Annotated in this window: 17 protein-coding genes; 6 read left to right on the forward strand and 11 right to left on the reverse strand. The window is 70.6% G+C overall.

Annotated elements, in window-relative coordinates:
- A partial coding sequence (locus ETD85_RS65110) for a hypothetical protein (protein WP_206059311.1) occupies positions 1-181 on the forward strand: 181 nt, incomplete at its 5' end.
- Here ETD85_RS65110 and ETD85_RS46780 read toward each other — a convergent pair.
- Entirely contained in the window at positions 147-701 is a 555-nt protein-coding gene (locus ETD85_RS46780) for a TetR/AcrR family transcriptional regulator (protein WP_206059312.1), read from the reverse strand. The genes ETD85_RS65110 and ETD85_RS46780 overlap by 35 nt on opposite strands.
- Positions 702-812: 111 nt before the next feature.
- Between ETD85_RS46780 and ETD85_RS46785 the strand changes: the two genes are divergently transcribed.
- Positions 813-1,751 carry a zinc-binding dehydrogenase gene (locus ETD85_RS46785; RefSeq protein WP_138696312.1) on the forward strand — a complete coding sequence of 313 codons (939 nt, stop codon included), beginning with the start codon at positions 813-815 and terminating at the stop codon, positions 1,749-1,751.
- A 199-nt stretch (positions 1,752-1,950) separates the two neighbouring features.
- On the opposite strand, the gene ETD85_RS46790 is transcribed toward ETD85_RS46785, so the two are convergent.
- A complete protein-coding gene (locus ETD85_RS46790; protein WP_138696313.1) occupies positions 1,951-2,925 on the reverse strand; it encodes an aldo/keto reductase in 975 nt (324 codons plus the stop codon).
- 125 nt (positions 2,926-3,050) lie between these two features.
- Entirely contained in the window at positions 3,051-3,380 is a 330-nt protein-coding gene (locus tag ETD85_RS46795) for a hypothetical protein (protein WP_138696314.1), read from the reverse strand.
- Here ETD85_RS46795 and ETD85_RS46800 point away from each other — a divergent pair.
- Both ETD85_RS46800 and ETD85_RS46805 read left to right on the forward strand, forming a co-directional pair.
- Positions 3,375-4,547 carry an aldehyde dehydrogenase family protein gene (locus tag ETD85_RS46800; protein WP_138696315.1) on the forward strand — a complete coding sequence of 391 codons (1,173 nt, stop codon included), beginning with the start codon at positions 3,375-3,377 and terminating at the stop codon, positions 4,545-4,547. The two genes, ETD85_RS46795 and ETD85_RS46800, sit on opposite strands and share 6 nt — an antisense overlap.
- A gap of 169 nt (positions 4,548-4,716) precedes the next feature.
- The gene (locus tag ETD85_RS46805; RefSeq protein WP_138696316.1) at positions 4,717-6,051 is read left to right on the forward strand and encodes a lipase family protein; all 1,335 of its coding nucleotides are present in this window, start codon (positions 4,717-4,719) and stop codon (positions 6,049-6,051) included.
- A gap of 105 nt (positions 6,052-6,156) precedes the next feature.
- Here the strand turns inward: ETD85_RS46805 and ETD85_RS46810 are convergent, their stop codons facing one another.
- Both ETD85_RS46810 and ETD85_RS46815 read right to left on the reverse strand, forming a co-directional pair.
- A complete protein-coding gene (locus tag ETD85_RS46810) occupies positions 6,157-7,866 on the reverse strand; it encodes a PLL family lectin (protein ID WP_138696317.1) in 1,710 nt (569 codons plus the stop codon).
- 107 nt (positions 7,867-7,973) lie between these two features.
- The gene (locus ETD85_RS46815; protein WP_276617365.1) at positions 7,974-8,768 is read right to left on the reverse strand and encodes an SAM-dependent methyltransferase; all 795 of its coding nucleotides are present in this window, start codon (positions 8,766-8,768) and stop codon (positions 7,974-7,976) included.
- 53 nt (positions 8,769-8,821) lie between these two features.
- Between ETD85_RS46815 and ETD85_RS46820 the strand changes: the two genes are divergently transcribed.
- Entirely contained in the window at positions 8,822-10,006 is a 1,185-nt protein-coding gene (locus ETD85_RS46820; RefSeq protein ID WP_138696319.1) for a cytochrome P450, read from the forward strand.
- Positions 10,007-10,066: 60 nt separating this feature from the next.
- On the opposite strand, the gene ETD85_RS46825 is transcribed toward ETD85_RS46820, so the two are convergent.
- Genes ETD85_RS46825 through ETD85_RS46850 form a run of 6 tightly spaced genes read right to left on the reverse strand, consistent with a single transcriptional unit; the run spans position 10,067 to position 17,426 of the window.
- Positions 10,067-11,848 carry a pectinesterase family protein gene (locus tag ETD85_RS46825; RefSeq protein ID WP_206059313.1) on the reverse strand — a complete coding sequence of 594 codons (1,782 nt, stop codon included), beginning with the start codon at positions 11,846-11,848 and terminating at the stop codon, positions 10,067-10,069.
- The gene (locus ETD85_RS46830; protein ID WP_206059314.1) at positions 11,845-13,056 is read right to left on the reverse strand and encodes a pectate lyase family protein; all 1,212 of its coding nucleotides are present in this window, start codon (positions 13,054-13,056) and stop codon (positions 11,845-11,847) included. The genes ETD85_RS46825 and ETD85_RS46830 overlap by 4 nt, the downstream gene beginning before the upstream one ends.
- Entirely contained in the window at positions 13,056-14,339 is a 1,284-nt protein-coding gene (locus ETD85_RS46835; protein ID WP_138696320.1) for an ABC transporter substrate-binding protein, read from the reverse strand. Before ETD85_RS46835 ends, ETD85_RS46830 begins: the two co-directional genes overlap by 1 nt.
- The gene (locus tag ETD85_RS46840) at positions 14,336-15,763 is read right to left on the reverse strand and encodes a glycoside hydrolase family 43 protein (protein ID WP_138696321.1); all 1,428 of its coding nucleotides are present in this window, start codon (positions 15,761-15,763) and stop codon (positions 14,336-14,338) included. The genes ETD85_RS46835 and ETD85_RS46840 overlap by 4 nt, the downstream gene beginning before the upstream one ends.
- Entirely contained in the window at positions 15,760-16,581 is an 822-nt protein-coding gene (locus tag ETD85_RS46845; RefSeq protein ID WP_138696322.1) for a carbohydrate ABC transporter permease, read from the reverse strand. Before ETD85_RS46845 ends, ETD85_RS46840 begins: the two co-directional genes overlap by 4 nt.
- Positions 16,578-17,426 carry a carbohydrate ABC transporter permease gene (locus ETD85_RS46850; protein WP_240779878.1) on the reverse strand — a complete coding sequence of 283 codons (849 nt, stop codon included), beginning with the start codon at positions 17,424-17,426 and terminating at the stop codon, positions 16,578-16,580. The genes ETD85_RS46845 and ETD85_RS46850 overlap by 4 nt, the downstream gene beginning before the upstream one ends.
- Positions 17,427-17,675: 249 nt before the next feature.
- Here ETD85_RS46850 and ETD85_RS46855 point away from each other — a divergent pair, with 249 nt between their 5' ends.
- Complete coding sequence (locus ETD85_RS46855; RefSeq protein WP_138696323.1) at positions 17,676-18,698, forward strand: LacI family DNA-binding transcriptional regulator; 1,023 nt, start codon at positions 17,676-17,678, stop codon at positions 18,696-18,698.
- The last annotated feature ends 304 nt before the right edge of the window (positions 18,699-19,002 follow it).

The raw sequence follows: 19,002 nt of genomic DNA on the forward strand, positions 1-19,002 counted from the left end.
CGCCTCCCCCCAGCCGAGCCACCTGACCGGCGTCGTGCCCGCGCCGGTCGTCCACAGGGGATACCGCTACGACTCCACGGCGGTGATCCACCCGTGCCCGCGACCGCCTTCCGCCGAGGACGTGGCCCTCGATCTGGCCGGCTCGGTCAGCGGGTCGCGGGTGGCTCCGTTCCGATCATGACGGGCAGGATCTGCTCGCGCATCGTCGCCTCATCGGGCGAGCTGCCATGGATCATCATGTGCAGCAGCACCAGCGCTGGCCCCGCGTCGGCTCGGGCCTCCAGGCCGGGCACCGGGCCGAGCACCCGGCGCAGGCGCTCGCGATTGGCCACCAGGAACGGCTCGACCTTGGCCTCCCGCACCGCCGACGCCAGCTCGGACGCGGGGTCGGACAGCAGGACCGCCAGGAGCGGCGCCGCGCGCCGCCCGAGCCCCGCGGCGGTCTTCATCAGCCCCGTCACCAGGTCCTCAACGGGGTCGTCCGTGGGCTCGACCTCGCGTTGCGCCGCCGCGGCCCGCAACGCCTCGACCACGAGGGCGTACTTGGTCGGCCAGCGCCGGTAGAGGGAGTTGACCCCGATGCCCGCGTTGCGAGCGACGTCCGCGACCCGCAACCCGTCGTAGCCGTGCTCGTCGAGCAGCGCCAGCGTCTCGCGGAGCGCCGCCGCGCCGACGGCTGGATCACGCGGCCGACCTCGCACTTTGCCATCTTCGCCCACCCTCTCATCTTAACGGAAACGTTGACTTCCGAATATCTCGGATGCTATACCGATAATCGTCATTCTCGTAATAGACCGAACTGGAGCCGCGTCATGAGAGCAGTCCGTACCGATCCGACCGGCGCCACCCGACTCAGGCTGGCCGAGGCGCCCCAGCCGGAGCCCGCGCCGGACGAGGCGCTGATCAGGGTCGAGGCCTTCTCGCTGAACGCCGGCGAGGTCAGCACCGCACTGGCGGCCACCGACGGTTACGTGCCGGGGTGGGACTTCGCCGGCGTCGTCGAGGCGGGCGCGGCGGACGGCAGCACGCCGCAGAAGGGCACGCGGGTGTACGGGTTCGTCCCGCAGGGAGCGTGGGCCGAGTACGTCGTCACCCGCGCGATCTGGATGGCCGAGATCCCGGAGCCGGTCGAGGCCGCCCAGGCGGCGGCGATCCCGGTCGCCGCCCTGACGGCGCTGCTCAGCCTGGAGTCGGCCGGGACCCTGCTGGGCCGCAAGGTGCTGATCACCGGCGCGGCCGGCGGCGTCGGACGGTTCGCCTGCCAGCTGGCGTACCTGGCGGGCGCCGACGTGTACGCGATCAGCCGGCGTCCCGCCCTGCCCGAGCTGCTACGCGCGGACGGGATCCCGTCGGCGACGGTCTTCCCCACGATCGCGGCGGCCAAGGACGCCGGTCGCTACGACGTGATCCTCGACGGCGTGGGCGGCGACAGCCTGGCCACCGCCCTCACGGCCCTCGCGCCCCACGGCGTCTGCGTCACCTTCGGCAACGGCAGCCGCCAGGAGACCAGCTTCCTGCCCGCCGACTTCTACTACACGCCCGGCGTCCGCCTGCAGGGGCTCTGGCTGGGCAACGTCATGATGGCCCGCACGGACGGCGAGCCGATGCTGCGGCGGCTGGTCGAGCTGGTGCGGCAGGGCCGGCTGCGCCCGCCGATCGACGCCGTCCTGCCCTGGACGAGCATCGACGAGGCCGCCGGACGCCTCGCCGGGCAGGGCGTCGACGGCAAGGTCGTCCTGACGATCCAATGACCTGCCGCCCCCAGCGCCTCAAGAGCGGCCGCGGCCGACCGGAGGCCGCGGAGGTCCGAGGCCGCGGAGGTCCGAGAGCGCTGAGGTCCGAGGCCGCGGAGATCCGAGTGCGCTGAGGTCGGAGCGCACGAACGGCCGGGAGCCACGGACGGGCGGCTGGATCGCCCGTGGCCGGTCGCGCGGGCCGCGTGCGGGCCGGTCAGTGCCAGGTGGGGAGCATGCTGTCCGGATAGCGGGCGCCGAATCCCCCGCTCGGCAGGATCTCGGCGATCAGCTTGAGATCGCTCTCGTCCAGGGTGAGATCGGCGGCGGCCACGTTCTCCGACAGCCGCTGGGGGTTGCGGGTCCCCGGGATGGGGACGATGTCCCCGCCCTGGGCCAGCAGCCAGGCGAGGGCGAGCTGCGCGACCGTGGCGTCCCTGTCCGCGGCGAGCTCGGCGAGCCGGTTGGTGGCCGCCACGTTCTTCTCGTAGTTGCCGGGCTGGAACCGGGCGTCCCAGCTTCGCATGTCCGTGGGGTCGTACTCGGCGGCCGGCTTGGCCTGGCCGGTGAGGAAGCCCCGGCCGAGCGGCGAGTACGGGACGAACCCGATGCCCAGCTCCCGCAGGACGGGGAACAGGACCTCGACGTCCCGCTCGAACAGGGAGTATTCGGTCTGCAGCGCCGAGACCGGCTGCTCGGCGTGCGCCCGCCGGATGGTCTGCTCGCCGGCCTCGCTCAGCCCGAAGTAGCGCACCTTGCCGGCCTCGATGAGCTCCTTGACCGTTCCCGCGACGTCCTCGATCGGCACGCCGGGGTCCACGCGGTGCTGGTAGAGCACGTCGATGACGTCCACGCCGAGATGGCGCAGGCTGTTGTCGGTGACCTCCCGGATGTGCTCCGGCCGGCTGTCGACACCCTCCTCCCTGGTGCCGGTGAAGTCGAAACCGAACTTGGTGGCGATGATCACCTCGTCGCGTACGGGTGCCAGCGCGGCCCCGACGATCCGCTCGTTCTCGCCCTGCCCGTACAGCTCGGCCGTGTCGAAGAACGTCACGCCCAGCTCATGGGCCTGGCGGATCGTCGCGGTGCCCTCCTTCTCGTCCGAAGGCCCGTAGGCCAGGGAGATGCCCATCGCGCCGTACCCCAGCGCCGACACCGTCAGGCCCTGCTGTCCGAGATCACGCTGATGCATGATGCGTCCTTTTCTCCGTGCTCCACCGGGTTCCACCAGCCCCCTACCCGGCCGTACCAGGAAATGTAAGGTCACGGGCTTCTTCGTGGCCAAGGTCGCCGCCCACACGGGCGTGTCGCCGGCCGTCAGAGCAGGAAGCCGTCGGACGCCTGCCCGAGCACGATCTGCTCCGGCGCCCACCGCTCGCGCGCCAGCCCCTGCTGGTGCGAATAAGCGGCGAACCGGTCGAGCACGTGCCTGTTGCGCTCCAGGCCGTAGGCCCAGTAGTCCTCGCCGAGGACCGCCAGCGTCTCGCGTACGTGCTCGTCCAGCCAGGGCAGCATGACCTTCAGCGCGTTGCGGTGCCGCAGGTCCTCGTACGCGTACCGGAGCGACTCCTCGAACGCCTTGTACAGCGACCGCGCGACCCACGGGTGGCGCTCGTACAGCGGACGTTTGACCACCACCACATGCATGATCGGAAATATCCGAGTACGCCGGAAGTAGTCCTCCTCCACCCGCCTGAAGTCGGGGAACAGCTGCGCGGCGAGGTCGTCCCGGCCAGCGCCGAGCACCTGCACTACACGGTGCGCGAGCCGTACGGGGTGGTCGGGCGGATCCTCCCGTACAACCATCCGATCATGTTCGCGGCGGGGAAGATCGCCGCGCCGCTGGTGGCCGGGAACACGGTCATCGTCAAGCCCGCGCACCAGACCCCGCTGTCGGCGCTGCGCATGGGCGAGCTGTTCGCGGACCTGCTCCCGCCCGGCGTGCTGAACGTGGTGACGGGCGCGGGCCCCGAGCCCGGCGCGGCGATCGCCGCGCACCCCGGGATCCGGCGGATCGCGTTCATCGGCGGGGAGCGCACCGGGCGGGCCATCCAGGAGAGCGCCGCCCGGGTCGCGGTCAAGCACGTCACGCTGGAGCTCGGCGGCAAGAACGCGATGGTCGTCTTCCCGGACGCCGACCTGGAGGCCGCCGCGGCGAGCGCGGTCAAGGGCATGAACCTGACCGCCAGCACCGGCCAGTCCTGCGGCTCCACCTCGCGGCTGCTGCTGCACTCCGACGTCGCCGACGTCGTGATCGACCGGGTCCGCGCCCTCATGGAAGGGCTCGTCGTCGGCCATCCGCTCGATCCGGGGACGGACGTGGGCCCGCTGGTCTCGGGCGAGCACGCCGCCCGCGTGCTCGCCCACGTCGAGGCCGCCCGCCGCGAGGGCGCCGTCGTGGCGGCCGGGGGCGGCCGGCCCGCCCACCTGGAACGCGGCTATTTCGTCGAGCCGACCCTGCTCACCGGCGTCCGGCAGGACATGAGCGTGGCCAACCACGAGATCTTCGGCCCGGTGCTGAGCGTCCTCACCTTCACCCGCGAGGAGGAGGCGCTGTGCCTGGCCAACGCGGTCGAATACGGGCTGACCGCCGCGGTGTGGACGCGGGACCTGGCGCGGGCGCACCGGTTCGCGGCGGCGTTCGAGGCCGGGTTCGTCTGGGTGAACGGCTCGTCCCAGCACTTCCCCGGCGTGCCGTACGGCGGGGTCAAGGCATCGGGCGTGGGACGGGAGGAGAGCGCGGAGGAGCTGCTCGGCTTCACGCAGACGAAGGCCGTGACAGTGTTCGGGGCGCGGACGGGGTTCCAGCGGTGAGGTGGCGCGAGCCGCGGAAGGCCCGGACAAGCCCCTTGTGACCTCGGACGATGGCCCGCAAAGACGACTCTCACGCCACTACTCTTTGTGCACGGACAATTGCTGACAGTGATCGTAAGGTGTGCTCAGGGGCCCCAGATGGCCCCGCATGCTAGCGAGAGGATCGATCATGGCGCAGCAACCGAGAATCGACGTCGAGACCAGAACGGACGAAGTCGCGCAGAGCCTGACTTCCGAGCAGGTCCAGCGGATCGCGGCCGCGCTCGGGCAGCAGGGGGTCTGGTTCGCCACCCCGGCCGCCCGCACCAGCGACGCGCCCCGTCCCGACTACGAGTGGGACCTGGTGGGCGACAAGCCGCACCAGGGGCGCACGGCCACCGGCCGCGCCAACGTCTACCTGGCCGAGGGGCACTCCGCGCTCACCCGGCCGCTGATCCTCGCCGACGGCTTCAACTACGGGCCGAGCGACCTGAGCGAGCTGTGGGCGCACTTCAACGCCCCCTACCAGAAGGGCACGCCGGGCTTCCTCGACCAGCTGCGCGCGATGGGCATCGACGTCGTGCTGCTGGGCTTCGACCAGCGCCACACCTTCATCCAGGCCAACGCGGCCGTGGCGGTGAGCGGCATCCTGCGCACCATCGAGGAGCGGCAGGGCGACGCCCCGCTGGTCGTCGGCGGGGTCAGCATGGGCGGGATGATCACCAGGTACGCCCTGGCCCGCATGGAGACCGAGCGCATCGACCACCAGACGGACAAGTACTTCTCCTACGACACCCCGCACCTGGGCGCCTGGATCCCGCTGGTGCTGCAGCAGCTCGCCTACCTGCACGAGTCGCTCCAGCCGCGCCAGGACGGCCCCGGGCAGGCCGAGCTGATCCGCAGCCCGGCCGCGCAGCAGCTCCTGTGGGGCTGGGTCGAGGACGAGAACTACTCGGGCCCGGTGACCACCGCCAGCGAGCTGCGCCAGGAGTTCCTGGACGACCTGCGCAGGGTCGGCTGGTTCCCGATGCGCCCGTACAAGCTGGGCCTGGCCAACGGCATCGGTGACGGCACGGGCCTCGACCTGCCGCCCGGCACGCCGGTCTTCGACCTCAACGCCGGCCCGCTGCAGCTCACCGCCAAGATCCAGCCGGACCTGGGCGAGCTGCAGAACGTCGGAACCGTCCGCTTCGACGCTCCCGTGTGGACGAGCGCCACCTCGCACGTGCCCGCTTTCGACGGGGCGCCCGGCGGCACGCTCGACTCCTGGGGCCGGATCGCCGACGTGGTCGGGCTGCCGATCCAGGACCGCTTCCGCAACAGCTGCTTCGTGCCCGCGATCAGCGCGATCGCCCTGGCCAGGGACCCGTTCCAGTGGCAGTCCGAGCTGTATCTCGACCTCCGCGACCTGCCGAAGGACGAGACGTTCCTGGACGCGTTCTGCTGCGACACGGCCAACTCGCCGCACAGCGCGGTGTCCAAGCCGCTGGTCGAGTGGTTCCTGGAGCAGCTCGCCGGCTGGTGATCCCGGCGCCGCGCACGAGAAGTGCCGGCTCGACGCCGAGCCGGCACCTTCTTCCTGTCCGGCCGGCAGGCGGTTCCTATCCGGCCTGCCGGCTTCGCCGCGCGGTCAGCGGACGCCGCGGTGCACGACCAGGAGCTGGTCGCGGGTGGCGTTGCGGTCGCGGTAGGCGACGGCCGCCGGGGCCCCGCCGCTGAGGTGGCCGGGCAGCTCCTCGTCGGCCGACCAGGTCGAGCCGTCGAAGGAGGCCCACCACAGGCTGCGGTCGGAGTTGCCGCGGTGCACGACGTAGAGGCGGTCCTTGTAGACGGTCAGCGCGGGGCCCTCCGCCGCGAAGTGGCCGGGCAGCTTCTGGTCGGGGCTCCAGTTCGAGCCGTCCCACCTGGTCCACCACAGCGAGGCGTCGTCGTTGTTGCCGCGGTGCACGCAGTAGAGATGGCCGCGGTAGGTCGCCAGCGCGGGGTTGGACCGGCTGAAGTGCTTGGGGAACTTCTGGTCGGCGCTCCACTTGGAGCCGTCCCACCTGGTCCACCACAGCGACGCGTCGTCGCCGTTGCCACGATGCACGACGTACAGCTGCCCGTCGTACGCCGCCACCGCCGGCGCGACCGCGGTGAAGTGCTTGGGGAACTTCTGGTCCGCGCTCCACTTGGAGCCGTCCCACCTGGTCCACCACAGCGAGGCGTCGTCGTTGTTGCCGCGGTGCACGCAGTAGAGATGGCCGCGGTAGGTCGCCAGCGCGGGGTTGGACCGGCTGAAGTGCTTGGGGAACTTCTGGTCGGCGCTCCACTTGGAGCCGTCCCACCTGGTCCACCACAGCGACGCGTCGTCGCCGTTGCCACGATGCACGACGTACAGCTGCCCGTCGTACGCCGCCACCGCCGGCGCGACCGCGGTGAAGTGCTTGGGGAACTTCTGGTCCGCGCTCCACTTGGAGCCGTCCCACCTGGTCCACCACAGCGAGGCGTCGTCGTTGTTGCCGCGGTGCACGCAGTAGAGATGGCCGCGGTAGGTCGCCAGCGCGGGGTTGGACCGGCTGAAGTGCTTGGGGAACTTCTGGTCCGCGCTCCAGCCCTGCTCGGCGTCGTAGACCGTCCACCACAGGCTGGAGTCGCCCGCGTTGCCCCGGTGGACGAGCCAGAGCCGGTCCTGGAACTCGGCCACCGCCGGGTCCGACACGTTGAAGTGCTCGACGAAGCGCTGGTCCGGCGCCCAGCCCTCACCGGGCTCGTGGACCGCCCAGTACAGCTTCGGCTCGCCCACGGGCGTGCCGGCCTCACGGACGGGGACGAGCGCGGCGGGCGCGACCCAGGGCGAGACCAGCTTGACGCCGTACGGGCGGGCGGCCGCGGTGATCCAGGCGGACTTCTCCCTGACCGAGCGCTCGACGATCGCGCGCAGCCAGGAGCCGAGCACGGTCCCCGCGAGGTCGCCGGCCAGCGTGGCGATCTCGCCGGCCTGCAGCGCGGCGCTCTCGTTCAGGTGGATCTCGAAGCCCCACCACCTGGCGACCGGCCAGACGTCGGCCCCCGTGGCGCGCAGGTCCTGCTGGATCCGGCGGACGCGGTCCAGATTCTTGGAGTCGAGCTCGGCGATCTGACGCTCGCTCTGCCGCTTGGCCGCCAGCCACTCCGACTCCGCGGCCGCGCGGTCGGCCAGGTCGTCGTCGTCTTCCAGCAGCTCGGTCTCGACGGCCACGTCGACCGCGGCGGCGGCCAGCGGGTCATCCTGGGCGTGCAGCAGGGTGGCCTCGCCACCTACCGCGTTCTCTTCGGCCGAGGCGACCCTCGTTTTGTCGGCCCTGGTCTCGTCAGTCATTCCAGCCCCCTGGAGCGGTACAAACACGAACTTCGCCATCGTAACTACGCGTAGTCGTGCGACTACCCTAGGGGTGGGCCCTTTCCGGTAAAGGCCGATAGGGCAGGCTACTTGGCCATCTTCCGCCCAACACCGGCCAGCAGATAGCCCGGCAGGGCCTCGTCCCTGAGGATCTCCGGATGGTCGGGCCGCCAGTCCGAGACCTGCACCAGCCCCGGCTCGACCAGCTCGAAGTCACCGAAGAACGCGCGGATCTCCGCCTCGGTGCGGCCCGTGGCCCCGCCGGTGGACGACCCCCGGTAGACGTCCTTGGCGCTCTCCTCCGCCTGCTCCCTGCCGATGGTGGCGACGGCATGGGTGAGCACGAGGTAGCTGCCCGGCGCGAGCGCGTCACGCAGGATCTTCACCATCCCGGCCGGATCGCCGGCGTCCTGGACGAAGTGCAGGATCGACACCAGCAGCACGGCCACGGGCTCGCTCAGGTCGAGGAAGCCGGTGACCTCGGGCGCGGCCAGCAGCTCGGTCGGGCGCAGCAGGTCGGCCTGGAGGAAGACGACCCGGCCCTCCTCTTCGAGCAGTGCCCGCGCGTGCGCGGCGACCACGGGGTCGTGGTCGACGTAGACCACCTTGGCGTCAGGAGACGCCTCGCGGACGATCTCGTGCACGTTGCCCTGGGTGGGCAGCCCGCTGCCCAGGTCGAGGAACTGCCGGATGCCGGCGGCCGCCAGCTGGCGGACGGCGCGTTGCAGAAAGGCGCGATTGGCTTTGGCTATCGGCACCGCCTCCGGAATATGCCGCGTGAGCTGGTCGATCGCCGCGCGGTCCACCCCGAGATTGTCCTTGCCACCGAGCATGTAGTCATACATGCGGGCGAGATTTGGCGTGCTGGGATCAAAGGACACAATGCGATCCTAGGGTCTACCGGGATTTCACATAACTGGTTACCGTCCCATTCATGGCCGCATTCGAGAATTACCCGTTCACGCCCGGGCCCCGGGGTGTCCCGGCGGAATCGTACGCCGGCCGGCGGGCCGCGGAGCCGCTCGGGAAAGTGCTGCTGCCCAGCGGGGACACGGTCTATCTGACCACCACCTACGAGGACGCGGCCGCCGTGCTGAGCGACCCCCGGTTCATCCGCGACCTGAGTTTTCCCGGCGCACCCCGGATGTACTCGGGATTCACCATCGCGGAGACCCCCGGAATTCTCACCAGCATGGATCCGCCCGAGCACACAAGGTTACGCAGGCTGTTGTCCGGGGTGTTCACGCCGCGACAGGTCAACAGCTGGCGGCCCCGGCTCAGAGCGCTCACGAATGAGCTCGTCGACGGGCTTCCCGAGGAGTTCGACTTTCTGCATGACTTCGCATTTCCGCTGCCCGTGCAGGTGATTTGCGATGTCATGGGCGTGCCGGGAATCGACGCCGTGCGCGTGCGGGCCTGGTCGGACGCCATGCTGTCCACCTCCAGCCTCTCGGAGGAGGACAAGCTCACCGCGGCCATGGAGTTCTACGCGTACATGGCCGAGCTGATCGCGGCGCACCGGGAGGAGCCGGGCACCGGCCTGCTGGCCTCGATGATCAACGCCCGTGACGGCGAGGACCGCCTGTCGGAGGAGGAGCTCGTCCGCAACGCGCTCGGTCTCTTCCTGGCCGGTCACGAGACGACCGGATCGGTGCTGGCCAGGTCGATACTGCGGCTGCTCGACCCCCGCGACGGCTACGAGCGGCTGGCCGCGGACCCCGGGCTGGTCCCCGGCACGGTGGAGGAGCTGCTCAGGCTGGAGCAGCCCGGCGACAGCCCGCTGATCAGGGTGGCGACCGAGGACGTCGAGCTGCCCTCCGGCACGGTGAGCAAGGGCGAGGGCGTGATCGCGTCCTTCGCCGGCGCCAACCTCGACCCGTCGATCTTCACCGATCCGCTCGCGGTGGACGTGCGGCGCGAGTCGCCGCACCTGGCGTTCGGCCGCGGCGCGCACTACTGCCTGGGCGCGAACCTGGCCAGGATGGAGCTGCAGGAGATCTTCTCCGTGCTCGTGGAACGGCTCCCCGGCCTGACGCTCGCGGCGCCGGCCGGGGAGGTGGCGTGGACGGCGGGCAGCATCATCGTCCGCCCGGTGAGGGTGCCCGTCCGCAAGAAGTGACCGCCCCCCGGACCCACGAGCGGCACCGCCCGAGCACGGGCGGCGCCGCTCCGGGGACCGTCAGCGCCGCCCCAGGTACCGCTCCGGGGTGTGCTCGGCCGCCTGCTCGTCGGTGAGCTGCGGCCGGTCGGCGTTGACCGCCGCGCCGGGACCGGTGTTGCGGTATTCGGCGAACAGGCCCGCGCCCTCCCACGGATCGTCCTTGACGTGCGCGCCCAGCCAGGAGTCGCGCACCACGCTCTGCCCGTCGCCCCGCCCGAGCGAGACCGGCTTGGCCGCGTCGCCCTCCAGCCGGCTGCCGGTGATGAGGACGCGACCGCCCGCCGTCACGGAGCCGGGGGCGAGCGACCTGATCACGCAGCGGTCCAGGACGGCCGTGCCGGCTCCGCGTACGATGTCCACGTCGCCCTCCACGTAGCAGTCCCGCAGGTGGGCCCGGCCGTCCGCCTGGAAGGTGCCCTCGTTGCCGAGGAGCCGGACGTTCCTGAAGGTGCTGCGCCCGGCGCCGGTGTAGACGGCGGGCGCGGGGCCGGGGGCGGCCGACTCGTCGTAGGCGTTCTGCAGGGTGAGGCCCTCGACGGTGATGCCGCTGCCGAAGACGCCGACGGTGGCGCTGTCCGTGCCCCACGTGCCGCCGTAGAACTTGGCGCCGTTCGCGGGCAGCTCGTACGTGATGACCACGTCCTCGGCCCGCCCGGTCGCGCCCCTGATCGTGACGTCCTTCAGGCCCTTCCACACCCGGACCATCTCGCGGTAGACGCCCGGCTGGACGGTGATCACGGCGCCCGGGCGGGCCGCGCCGACGGCGGCCTGGACGCTGGCGAAGTCGCCGGTGCCGTCGAGCGCCACGGTGATCCGGCGCGGGGCGGGACGGACGCCGCCGGCGGGCCCCGCGCCGCGGCTGACGATGGCGGGCACCCTGTCCGCCGGGTCGAGGGTGTAGGCGTAGTAGGAGGACGGGTCGAACGCGGCGCCGGTGTCGTCGGTGCGCCCCCACGTCCCGTCGAACACGTTGCCGCGCTGGACCACCTGGGAGGCCGGGTCCTTGGCCACGATCGGGTCGGGCACCGACCGGTAGTAGCTGTTCTCGACGACCAGCCGGCCGCTGCCGCGGATCATGGTCCCGTACATCGCGGTGTCCTGGACGTAGTTGTTGTACCAGTGCGCGGCCTCGGTGTTGTCGATGCTGGCGTTGCGCTGGTGGGTGCCGCGGATCCAGTTGTGGTGCATCGTCACTTTGGTCACCACGTTGGCGGTCCAGCCGACGCCGAAGGCCTTGTTGTGGTCGCTGAAGACGTTCCAGGAGACCGTGATGTAGTCGCTGTCCTTGCGGATGTCGAGCAGGCCGTCGCCGGTGCGGGTGAAGTGGTTGTGGTCGATCCACACGTGGTGGGCGCCGTCCATCTGGACGCCGTCGAAGTCCTTGGTCTTGCCGTCCCAGTCGCCGGGCACGTACGAGTCGCGGATCGTCAGGTTGCGGATGACGACGTTGTGCACGCCGTTCAGGAAGAAGCCGCCCTGGACGATCTCGGCGCCCGCGCCCGCGCCGACGATGCTCTTGTCGGAGGCGACCTCGATCTCCTTGCCGTAGGGCTGCATCGCGATCGAGCCCTTGACCTTGATCACGTACGGCTCGGCCGCGGTGGCGTAGCGCTCCAGGTCGGCCTGGTTGTCCACGGTCACGGTGGGGCCGGCCGCGCCGCCGGTGGTGCCGTCCACGCCTAACGCGTTCAGCCCGGCGAAGCCGTCGGCGCGTGGCTGCGCGTGCTCGCGAGCCTGGGCCTGAGCGGGCACCGGCATCAGGACGAGGGCCGCGACCAGCGCGACCACGGCGACCCTCACGAGAGCCGCCCCGCGCCGGCCCGCGCCTTGACCAGCGCCGCGACGGCCCACGCCGGGTCCACCCGGCCGTGCAGCGCCGGGGTCCAGCCCACGTCGCCGCCGAGATCGGGGTCGTTGACCGCGTTGTACGCCGCCAGCACCCCCACGCGCCTGCCGTTCACCAGCGTGCCCTCCTCGTGAATCGCGTTGCCGCCCCAGCGGTAAATGATCTTGTCCGCGCTCGTGCCCTCGGGCAGGCGGAAGGTGTTGTTCTGGGCGTAGATGGCGGAGTTGACCCCGACGCCCCAGGAGTAGGTGTACGCCGAGCCCGCCGGGACCGTGTAGGCGTTGTTGTAGACGTGCACCTGCCCGTGCCGGACGCGCGGCGCGCGCTGGTTGAGCCCGGTCAGCGCGTTGTGGTGCAGCGTGACGCGCAGCTTGCCCGCGTCGTGCTCGGGATTGTCGGTGTTGCCCCAGAGCAGCGACTTGTCGTGCCCGGAGAACACGCTCCAGGAGACGGTGACCAGGTCGCTGCCCCTGACGACGTCGAGCAGCCCGTCATGGTGCAGGAAACGCGCCCCGAAGTAGTACGGCTCCGCCTGGTCGGGGCGGTCGCCGTCGGTCAGCGTCACGTGATCCACCCAGACGTGCCGGGACTCGGAGATCATGACGTTGTCGTACTCGGTCTTCCAGTCGCCGCCGCTCCAGCCGGGGAAGCAGTCGTAGGCGTCGTGGACGGCGAGGTTCCTGATGATCACGTTGTCCGACTGCTCGACGGCCAGCGCCAGGCCGCTGAGCGAGGCGCCCCGCCGGCCGATGAGCGTGGTGTTGGCGCCGATGCCGATGACCACGTCACGCCGCTGGCCGGCCGCCGACGCCTTGCGCGCCTCCTCCAGCGGCCCCGACGCCGGCCCGGTCCAGCGGGCGGGGTCGTAGGCGTCGAGGTAGTCCGGCAGGCTGTATCCGGGGGCCGCGTAGTCCGCGCAGGTCTTCGCGGGCGCGGTGACGGCGCCCTCGACGTACACGATCTTCGGCTCGTCGCCGGCGACGGCGGCGGCCAGCTCGTCACGGGTGCGGACGGTCACCGCGTGGCGCGCGGCGGCGCCGCCGGTGGTGCCGCCCTCGGCGGCGGCCCACCCGTCGTTGGAGGCCAGGATCTGATGTCCCAGGTCGGGTGCGGGGGTCAGCGCCGTCACGGCGGCGACGGCGAGCGCGGCGACGGCGTGCATCAGCCGTGCCGCTTCTTGTATCCGGCCTGCGCCTCGGTCAGCTTGGCCGCGAACTGGTCCAGGAAGTCCTTGGCGCTGAGCTGGCCGAGCAGCACCTTCTGGAACTGCGGCTCCGACCAGGTCTTCGTGATCTCGTTGAACTCCGGCAGGTAGTAGGGCATCTGCACGACCTTGGTCGCCGGGTCGTTCAGCACCCGCTGCGCCTCGGTGATGTGCGCCGCCTGCGTGCCCTGCACGTCGGTGTTGGCCGGGATGACCCCGGACTTCTCCGCGATGTAGCCGTCCGTCTCCTTGGCGGCGAAGAACTCGGCCAGCTTGAACGCGGCCTCCTTCTTCTCGCTGGCCGCGAAGACGCCGACGCCGCTGACCGGGTTGGACAGCACCGCCTGGACGCCGGAGTCGGACTTGGGCACGGAGAAGGAGGCCACCTTGTCCGGGCCGAGCGCCTTCATGTGGTCCTGGTAGGAGCCCAGGTTGTGCTGCATGACGGCGATGCTGCCGGCCGTGTCGAACTGGGCGACCATCTTGACGTAGTCGTTCTGCAGGTCGGCTTCCGGGGTGTTCTTCTTGTAGAGCCCGGCGTACTTCTCCAGCGCCGTCACGTTGCGCGGGTCGTTGATCGTGGCCTTGCCCGAGGCGTCGAAGAACTCCGTGATGCCGGACTGCCCGTAGACGACCTCCAGCATCTGCGCGATCGAGCCCGCGCCGCCGCGGATGGTGAAGCCGAACCGGTTCTCCTCCGGCTTGGTCAGCTTGTCCACGACGGAGAAGAACTCGCTCCACGTCTTCGGCGGCTCCAGCTTCGCCTGCGCGAACCAGTCCTTGCGGTACCAGAACGCTCCGGCGTTGGTGGAGGTCGGGATGATGTACATCTTCCCGTCCGGGACGACGTTCTTGACGGTCGTCAGCAGGGAGTCGTTGAACTTGCCGTTCAGCGCGGGGTTCTTGGCGATGCGGTCGTCCACCGGCTCCAGGGCCTTCTGGGCGACCAGGTTGCCCAGCCCGGAGGTGGCCACGTCGGCCACGTCCGGCGTGCCGCCGCCGGCGATGGCCGTGTCGATCTTCTGCGCGGCCTGCGCGATCGGCACGCCCACATAGTTGACCTTGATGGTCGGGTTGGCCTTCTCGAACTCCGCGATCGCGTGCTGCCAGATCGGCGTACGCGCGGGACCGGCGTTGGTGTCCCAGAACGTGATCTCGGTCTTGCCGTCGGAGCCCGCGTCCGAGCCGCATCCGGCCAGGACGGCCGCGGCCAGGAGCACCGCGGGGACACGTCGTCTCATTGGATTGACCCTCTCTGCACAGTGAACGTGTCGAAGATCGCCTGGCCGGTCCCACTCCCCGCGGCGAACAGGCCGAGCACCGCCCCGACCCACCGGCCCTGCGTGGCCTGGAAGGGTGCGCCGATCTCGCGCAGCCCCTCCCCGGTGTCGGCCAGGAACGTGACGAGCGCGCCGTCGCCGATCCGCGCGCCGACGGTGACGGTCGTGCCGTCCTCGACGGGCACGGGCTCCATGTCCCCGCACACCAGGACGGTCTTGTCCCCCGTGCGCTCCAGCCCGGCGAAGGCGTAGGTGAAACCGAGGACGACCAGGCCCGCGCGGCCGTCGCCGGCCAGGGTGAGGCTCGTGGTGACCGTGCACGGGTCGCCGGGCAGCCGCTGGCCGAGCACGGCGGGCCGCTCGGTGAGATCCTCGGGTCCCTCGACGCAGGCCAGGCGCAGCGTGCCGTCGCGCAGCTCCCACCACGAGGGGTCCGGCTCCGCCTGCCAGCTCCACTGGAGCCCGAGCGCGGGGCCGGCGAAGTCGTCCGAGGTGGCGGGCTCGCCCGGCGCGCCGCCCTGGACGGGCACCGGGCCCTCCAGCACGGGCTCGCCCTTGTCGCCCATCACCGGCCAGCCGTCCTCCCACGCCATCGGCTGCAGGTGGACGACCCGCCCGTAGGGGCCGCGGTCCTGGAAGTGCATGAACCAGTGCTCGCCGGACGGGGTGTTCACCCAGCCGCCCTGGTGCGGGCCGTTGACGTCTGTCCCGCCCTGCTCCAGCACGATCCGGTCCTCGTACGGGCCGAAGATCGACTCGGCCCGGAACACCGACTGCCAGCCCTGCTCGACCCCGCCCGCCGGCGCGAAGATCCAGTACGCCCCGTCGCGCTTGTACAGCTTGGGCCCTTCGAGGGTCCGGTACCCCGGCAGCAAGTCGGCGTCGATGACCAGCGTGCCCTCGTCCAGCACCGCGCTCGCGTCCGGCGCCATCCGGTGCAGGGTGAGCCGGTTGTTGACGCCGGCCCGGCTCTTGGCCCAGCCGTGCACCACGTACGCCTGCCCGTCCTCGTCCCACAGCGGGCACGGGTCGATCAGTCCGAGCCCCGGCTTGACCACGTGCGGCGCGGTCCACGGGCCACGCGGGTCCGCGGCGTTGACCTGGCAGATCCCCACGTCCGGGTCGCCGTAGAAGATCCAGAACCGGCCGTCGTGGTGGCGCAGCGACGGCGCCCACACCCCGCAGCCGGGCCGTACGTCGGCATAGCCGCTGGTCACGGCATGGCCGATGATCGTCCAGTTGACGAGGTCGCGCGAGTGCAGGATCGGCAGCCCGGGGACCTTGGTGAAGGTGGAGACCGTCAGGTAGAAGTCGTCGCCCACGCGGATCACGTCGGGATCGGACCAGTCGGCGTTGAGTACGGGGTTGCGGTAGGTCGCGGTCATCCCTTCACCGCCCCTGCCGACATCCCCTGGACGAGGTAGCGCTGGATGAAGGCGAAGACGATGACGACGGGCAGGGCGGCGACGACGCCGCCGGCGGCGAGTGCGCCGAAGTCGACGCTGTTCTCGCCGAGGTTGTAGGCCAGGCCCACGGGCACGGTGAATTTCTCCTGGTCGTTGAGGAACATGAGGGCGAAAAGGAAGTTGTTCCAGCTGTGGATGAAGGCGAACGAGCCGACCGCGACCAGCGCGGGCCGCAGCAGCGGGAGCACGATGGCGAGGAAGCCGCGCAGCCGGCCGCAGCCGTCCACCCAGGCCGCCTGCTCCAGCTCGTACGGGATGTTGCGGATGAAGCCGCTGATGAGGATCAGCGAGAGCGGGAGCTGGAAGACCGTCTCGGCGATCACCAGGCTCCACAGCGAGTTCGTCAGCGAGAGGGTGCGGAAGATCTCGAACAGCGGGATGATCATCAGGGCGCCGGGGATGAACTGCGTGCACAGCATCCCGACCATGAACGCGGCCTTGCCCTTGAACTGGTAGCGGGCCAGGGCGTACCCGCCGGCCAGCGCCACCACCGTGGTCGCGATCAGCGAGGCGACGCCGACGAGCAGACTGTTCTGGAAGAAGACGGCGAACCCCATCCCATTCCAGACCGTGTCGAAATGCTCGAACGTGATCGGCCACGGGAAGATCGCCGTCGATCCGGCGGGCCGGAACGCGAAGACCAGCATCCAGTAGAACGGCACCAGCGTGAACAGCAGGTACAGGCCCAGCGGGAGGTAGATCTGCCAGCGGGACACCCGGTTCTCCCGTTGGATCATGACTTGGCCCCGAACTTGCTCAGTCGCAGGTAGGTGATGGAGAAGAAGGTCAGGATCAGGAACGCCACCGTGGTCAGCGCCGTGGCGTAGCCGAAGTCGTGCGACTGGGCGGCCAGCTGCGCGACGTAGAGCGGCAGCGTGGTCGTCTGGTGGGCGGGGCCGCCGCCGGTCAGCGTGTAGAGCAGGTCGACGTTGTTGAACTCCCACACCGAGCGCAGCAGCGTGGACAGGATGATCGCGTCGCGCAGGTGCGGCAGCGTGATGTGGAAGAAGCGGCGCAGCCGGCTCGCGCCGTCCACGGAGGCGGCCTCGTACAGGTCCTTCGACACCGACTGCAGGTCGGCGAGGAGCAGGATCGCGAAGAACGGCACCCCGCGCCACAGCTCGGCCACCACCGCCGCCCAGAACACGGTGTCCGGGTTGGCCAGCGGCGCCGCCCCGTACGAGATCAGCCCCATGTCGGCCAGATAGCGCGACACCCCCGTGAAGGGGTTGTAGAGCAGCACCCAGATCGCGGTGGTCAGCACGCCGGAGACCGCCCACGGGGAGAAGACCATCGCCCGCGACAGCGCCCGGCCGACGAAGCTCTCGTTGACGATCAGCGCGAGCGTCAGCCCGAGCAGGAACTGCAACAGGACCTCGACGACCACCCACCGGAGGCTGAAGCCGAGGCTCTGCCAGAAGATCGGGTCCTCGAACAGCAGCGTGCGGAAGTTGTCGAGCCCGGCGAAGCCGTTGTCCCAGGGCTTGGTGACGTTGTACCGCTGAAGGCTGTAGTAGATCACGCTGGCCATGGGGTATACGAGGAACCCCAGCATCGCGATCAACGACGGTGCGATCAGCACATATGGTGTTAACGCTCCTGCTCGACGTGGTTTCGTGCGGGGCGGAGACGCCGAGACGACGGCCACGTGTACGACTCCTTTGCGGTGGTGCCTGCCTGCAATCGGTTGCAGGAAACGTTGCGTTAGCCCGCACGCAACGTCAATGGCACACGAACCCCTCCAAGGCCATCATCAGGACAAACGCCGAAATTTCGAAATTTTCGGCCCATGGCCTGGCCTTTCACCGCCGGAGCGGAGGAAAGTGGGGACATGACGGCCGACGACCAGCCCCCGCCACTGCCCAAGCTGGCGGTGATCGCCCGTGAGGCCGGGGTTTCGGTTGCAACCGTTTCCAAGGCGCTCAACGGCAGATCAGACGTCTCCGCCCAAACCCGCCGCCTGGTCGCCGAGGTGCTGGAGCGGCGCGGCTATCCCAGGCAGCGGCTCAAGCCGGCCAAGGGCAGCATGGTGGACGTCATGCTGCAGGGCCTGGACTCGCCGTACGCGCTGGCGATCCTCGGCGGCGTGGAGGACGCGGCCTGGCGGCTGGGCGTGGACCTGGTGGTCTCCGCCGTGGTCGGCCGGACCAAGAACGGCCAGCCGCCGCCCGCCTGGCTGGACCGGATCAGCGCCCGCGACAGCGCGGGCGTCCTGCTCGTACGCACCTCGCCGACCGCCACGCAGCGCGCCTGGCTGGCCGACCAGGGCATCCCCTCGGTCATCGTCGATCCGCGCCGCAAGCCACCGCCCGGCGTGTCCGTCGTCGTCTCCGCCAACCTGGCCGGGGCCCGCACCGCCACCGAGCATCTCATCGGCCTGGGGCACGAGCGGATCGCGATCGTGACCGGCCGGCCCGGCGTGCCGTGCGCCGCCGAGCGGGTGGCAGGCTACCGCCAGGCCATGGCCGCGGCCGGGCTGCCGGTGGAGCCTGGCTGGGAGGTGTGCGGCTACTTCCAGAACGACAGCGCGCTGCGGGCCACCCGCGCGATGCTCGCCGCCCTCCCCGACCCGCCGAGCGCCGTCTTCGCCTGCTCCGACGCCATGGCCGTGGGGGTGTACCAGGCGATCGGCGAGCACGGCCTCCGTGTGCCCGACGATGTGAGCGTTATCGGGTTCGACGACTCGTGGGCCGCCGCGCACCTCACGCCGGGGCTGACGACCGTCCGCCAGCCCTGGCCCGAGCTGGGCGCGGCCGCCCTGGCCGCACTGCTGTCCGGCGAGACCCCGGCCCGCACCGAACTGCCCACGACCCTGGTCCATCGCGCCAGCACCGCACCACCCGCCACCCTCTGACGGGAAACGCCCCACCACCGCGCCCTATGAGCGGGAAGGCGCGCACGTCCGTCCGCTAACGAGCCGACGGCGCCACCACCGCCACCCGACGGAATGGCGACCACCACCGTCCGCTGACGAGCCGACGGCCACCAGGTCACATTCCCCGAATGGCCGTCCTTTAGAGTGCTTTCGTCCCCGCACGCGCGGCGGCCTCCGGTCCGGTGGCGCGTGCCGATCCTGCCCTGTCGCTAATACACCTCTGACGCTGCCGACGATACCCCTTATGTAGATCTCGGGCGTCCGCCGATCCTTGAAAAAAAAA

It is taken from the genome of Nonomuraea zeae (genome assembly GCF_005889725.1).
GTDB classification, from domain to species: Bacteria; Actinomycetota; Actinomycetes; order Streptosporangiales; family Streptosporangiaceae; genus Nonomuraea; species Nonomuraea zeae.